This window comes from Mesorhizobium sp. M2E.F.Ca.ET.219.01.1.1 (genome assembly GCF_004016445.2).
In the GTDB taxonomy this organism is placed as follows: Bacteria; Pseudomonadota; Alphaproteobacteria; order Rhizobiales; family Rhizobiaceae; genus Mesorhizobium.
The window spans coordinates 1-376 of record NZ_SADT02000094.1 but is presented as its reverse complement, the minus strand read 5'-3'; the positions used below and the strand labels follow the sequence as shown (position 1 = coordinate 376).

Here is a 376-nt window from a genome sequence, read left to right as displayed (position 1 = left end):
CGATCGCGCTCAATCGCAAGAATGCGCTCTTCGCCGGCTCCGATGGCGGCGCCGAGCACTGGGCTGTCGTCGCCTCACTGATCGAAACCTGCAAGCTCAACGGCGTCGACCCGCTCGGCTATATTGCCGACGTCCTCACCAGGATCGTCAGCGGACACCCCAACAGCCAAATCGACGAGTTGCTGCCCTGGGCTTACATCACCGCGCACGAACTCAAGGCCGTGGCCTGAAAACACCGCTTACGATCAATGCTTCACCACGTAACCCTTAATGTGCGATCAGGTTAATGGCCAGGTCTTCGGCAACCTCGCTTTTCCGGTCTATGCAGCCTCCCCGAGTTCTGGTCGAAGATGTCCAGAGGCTGTCCCCGACTTAT

1 protein-coding gene is annotated in these 376 nt (G+C 59.0%); it reads left to right on the top strand.

The window, feature by feature from the left end:
- Nucleotides 1-230, top strand: a 230-nt coding sequence (locus EN862_RS35065; RefSeq protein ID WP_135913298.1) for a transposase domain-containing protein, incomplete at its 5' end; no start/stop codon positions are given.
- Between the last annotated feature and the right edge of the window lie 146 nt (nucleotides 231-376).